This window comes from Microbacterium sp. BF1 (assembly GCF_019279095.1).
GTDB lineage: Bacteria > Actinomycetota > Actinomycetes > Actinomycetales > Microbacteriaceae > Microbacterium > Microbacterium maritypicum.
In genome coordinates this window covers 1-3,394 of record NZ_JAGYWT010000261.1, presented here as the reverse complement: position 1 = coordinate 3,394, position 3,394 = coordinate 1, and the positions used below count along the sequence as shown (strand labels likewise).

At 68.2% G+C, this 3,394-nt stretch carries 3 protein-coding genes and 1 pseudogene; 1 reads left to right on the top strand and 3 read right to left on the bottom strand.

The features are described from left to right. The 3 genes from KZA10_RS10060 to KZA10_RS10050 all read right to left on the bottom strand — a co-directional run. Nucleotides 1-582, bottom strand: a 582-nt coding sequence (locus tag KZA10_RS10060; protein ID WP_256934681.1) for an exonuclease subunit SbcD, incomplete at its 3' end; no start/stop codon positions are given. A gap of 103 nt (nt 583-685) precedes the next feature. Beyond that, a complete protein-coding gene (locus KZA10_RS10055) occupies nt 686-2,131 on the bottom strand; it encodes an MFS transporter (protein ID WP_218682790.1) in 1,446 nt (481 codons plus the stop codon). Between the two features lie 217 nt (nt 2,132-2,348). Then, nucleotides 2,349-2,702, bottom strand: a complete 354-nt coding sequence (locus KZA10_RS10050) for a hypothetical protein (protein WP_218682789.1) — start codon at nt 2,700-2,702, stop codon at nt 2,349-2,351. Nucleotides 2,703-2,754: 52 nt separating this feature from the next. Here KZA10_RS10050 and KZA10_RS10045 point away from each other — a divergent pair. Beyond that, a pseudogene (locus KZA10_RS10045) lies at nt 2,755-3,360 on the top strand (MMPL family transporter); the annotation flags it as partial. Between the last annotated feature and the right edge of the window lie 34 nt (nt 3,361-3,394).

The following is a 3,394-nucleotide window of genomic DNA, read 5'->3' as shown; positions in this document are numbered from 1 at the left end:
GAAGACGTTGTCTCCCCCGGTGCCGGCGGCCTTGGACTCCTCGAGCTCGTTCTGGGCGACCAGCCGCACGATGTCCTCGTCGATCTCTCCCGACGCGAGCCCACGGTCTCCGCGAGCCTCGATGATAATGCGCAGCTGACGCCCTGAGCCATCGCCCTCGGGCCAGTGCTGGCGCACGATCCCCGGCTCGAGATAGGGAATGCCGAAGAAGTGCACCGGCCCATGCGCATCGGCGACGGTGACGGGGACGCCGACCGCCAGCGGGTCAGTCAACACGTGGATGCCTTCGCGGAGCAGACGGGCCTGGAAGCCGAGCCGTGCGGCCGAGTCGTGGTTGCCGCTCGTGACAATGACACGGGCACCCGTCTCGTGCAGGGCCACCAGCGCATCGCCCAGCAGGGTGTAGGCGGCGCCGGACGGAGTGGCGGAATCGAACACGTCTCCCGCGATGACGACGACATCGACCGCGTTGTCGCGAACCTGTGCGGTGAGCGCTCCGAGAACCTCGGCGAGAGCGTCCATGGTCGAGTTGCCATGGAACGTCCGGCCGATGTGCCAGTCGGAGGTGTGCAGGATGCGCATACTCACAGGGTACGAACCCCCTCCGACATTCCGTCCGAGGCGTGCCGTGGCATCCGTTCCCGATGCGGGATCCTCGCCCCGGAACGGATGCCGCGCCACCACGTCAGTGCGCCGTGAGAACGGGCGTGTCCTGCGCCGGAAGCAGCTGCTCCTTCGTGCCACGCACCATGGTCGCGGCGATGACGGACGCCACGACCATGAGGATCGACGCGGTGATGAAGGTCCACCCGTAGGCGTCGGTCAACTGCTGCGGTGCGAGATCGGCTTGAGAGCGACCGCCGACGGAGGCGGCGTACACCGCGGTGAACACCGACAGGCCGATCGAGCCGCCGATCTGCATCGATGAGTTCGCCACCGCCGACGCCACTCCCGCGTCATGCGGGGCGACTCCCGAGAGCGCTAGGTTCTGCAGCGGGATGAAGACGAACCCCATGCCGATGCCCAGGAGCACCAGTCCCGGAGCGATCTGCACGAAGTAGGCGCCGTCCGGGGTGATCCCGGAGAGCAGGAACAGCCCGACCACGGCGAACAGCGGTCCGACGACCAGCTGCGGACGTGGGCCGATCACCGACAGCAGCTTGGTCGCGATCGGGGCCAGAACCATGGTCGCGATCGGCAGCGGCAGGCTCGCGAGGCCCGCCTGTAGCGCGCCCATGCCCAGCACGAACTGCAGGTGGAAGGTCAGGTAGATCGTTGCCCCGATCATGATCGCACCGGCGATTCCCTGGATCAGGAACGCCGCGCCTCGCACTCGGTCCGCGACGACGCGCAGGGGTAGCAGCGGCTGCGCCACCCGGCTCTCCACCCAGACGAACACGGCCAGGAGCACGACCCCGATGGCGAGGAATGCGATCGTCAGCGGATCGGCCCACCCGTTCTCGGCACGGCTGAATCCGTAGACGAGCGCACCGAGGCCGAGGGTCACGCAGATCGCACCCCAGACGTCGTAGCGGTTCTCGCCCTCTGCCTTGCTCTCGGTCAGGAAGAGTGCGCCGCCGATCACGCCGATCGCGACGAAGAAGAGGTTGACCAGGAGACACCAGCGCCAGTCGGCGAACTCGGTGAGCACGCCGCCGAGGAGCAACCCGACGGCTGCGCCGGTGCCGGCCACGGTTCCGAAGACGGCGAATGCGGTGTTCCGCTCCCGCCCCGAGGGGAACGTGACGGTGAGAAGGGCGAGCGCGGCGGGCGCGAGGAGGGCGGCGAAGGCCCCCTGCAGCCCGCGAGCGAGGATCAGTTCCCACCCCTGCTGTGCGAACTCGCCGTACAGAGATGCCGCTCCGAATCCGACCATGCCGATCATGAAGACGCGCTTGCGCCCGACGTAGTCGGCGATCCGGCCGCCGAGCAGCAGCAGGGCCCCGAAAGCCAGGGCGTAGGCCGTGACGACCCACTGTCGCTGCCCGTCCGAGAGCCCGAGGGCAGCTTGGGCGCGGGGCAGGGCGATGTTCAAGATCGTGCAGTCGAGGACGACGACCAGTTGCGTGAGCGAGATGACGATGAGTGCCCACCACCGGGAACGAGGATGGGCGCGCAGGGAAGAAGACATGGAAAAACCTCCGGTGTCTGTTGAGGATGCCGGAGGTTTCGAGCCTCGGATCAGCGTGCCTCTCGGCACCTGACCGCCTCAGCCAACGGGGCTGAGCAGAACTCGATTTTATCGCAGGCACTCTCGCCCCAGGGGTACGAAGAAGAAGCGGAAGGTCCCCTGACCCACCCTCGTCACGATGATCGGCACGCGGTGATGCGAGATGCGCTGTGCATCTTCACCTGTGCGGCGTGCGGGGCTGCGCGATGCGATATCGGGGCTGCCCTCCGCCCGACAGGTGCCGGCTTGCCCAGGCGAGGATGGCCTCGTTGTAGGCGTTCGACGTGCCCGCGTCGGCGATCTTGACCGACGTCCAGTCCGACGTGGTCGAGTTGCCGTTCGGGTCGGTGACCTTCACGCGGTACTCGTAGGTCTGCCCCGCGGTCACGGCGGTGTCCGAGTAGGTGAGGCGCGGGCGGACCCAGTAGGTGGAGTCCGCAGTCGTCGTGTACACGGGCTGCGCCACGTCGCGGCGGAAGACCTCGTACGTCAGCCGCGCGTTGTCGGCGTCGTAGTTCGCCGACCATGCCACGCGCGCCTGCCCGGCGCGGAAGGACTGCGTGCTGATCGGGTAGGCGCCGCCCTTGATGGTCGGGCCGTCGCTCGTGCTCGCGGTGAGTCTGCTCGTCCTGATCGTGCTGCTGCGCTCCCTGGTGGCACCCGTGCTGCTGCTCCTGGTGAACATCCTCAGCGCCGTCGCCGCGATCGGCGCGGGCACCTGGCTGAGCCGGGTGCTGTTCGGATGGGATGCCCTCGACCTGCAGGTGCCGCTGCTGTCGTTCCTGTTCCTGGTGGCGCTCGGAATCGACTACACGATCTTCCTGGTGCACCGGGCGCGCGTGGAGGCGCGGACGGTCGGCACGCGCCAGGGGATGGTCCGAGCGCTCACGGCGACGGGCGGCGTGATCACCAGCGCCGGTGTCGTGCTCGCAGCGGTGTTCGCCGCCCTCGGGCTGCTGCCGCTGGTCACTCTCGGACAGATCGGGCTCATCGTCGGCATCGGCGTGCTCGTCGACACCTTCGTGGTGCGCACCCTCGTGGTCCCTGCGATCTTCGCGATCGTCGGGGATCGGATGTGGTGGCCGGGAAAGAGTGGTGCGGACGAATCCACCACCGATCGAGGTGCGCAGCGACCGCACGGGGGAGAATACGAGGATGCCGCAGTCGACACCTCTCCCGCCACGAGCTGACCCCACGCGGGCTCAGCGAGCCGGCCGCGACGAG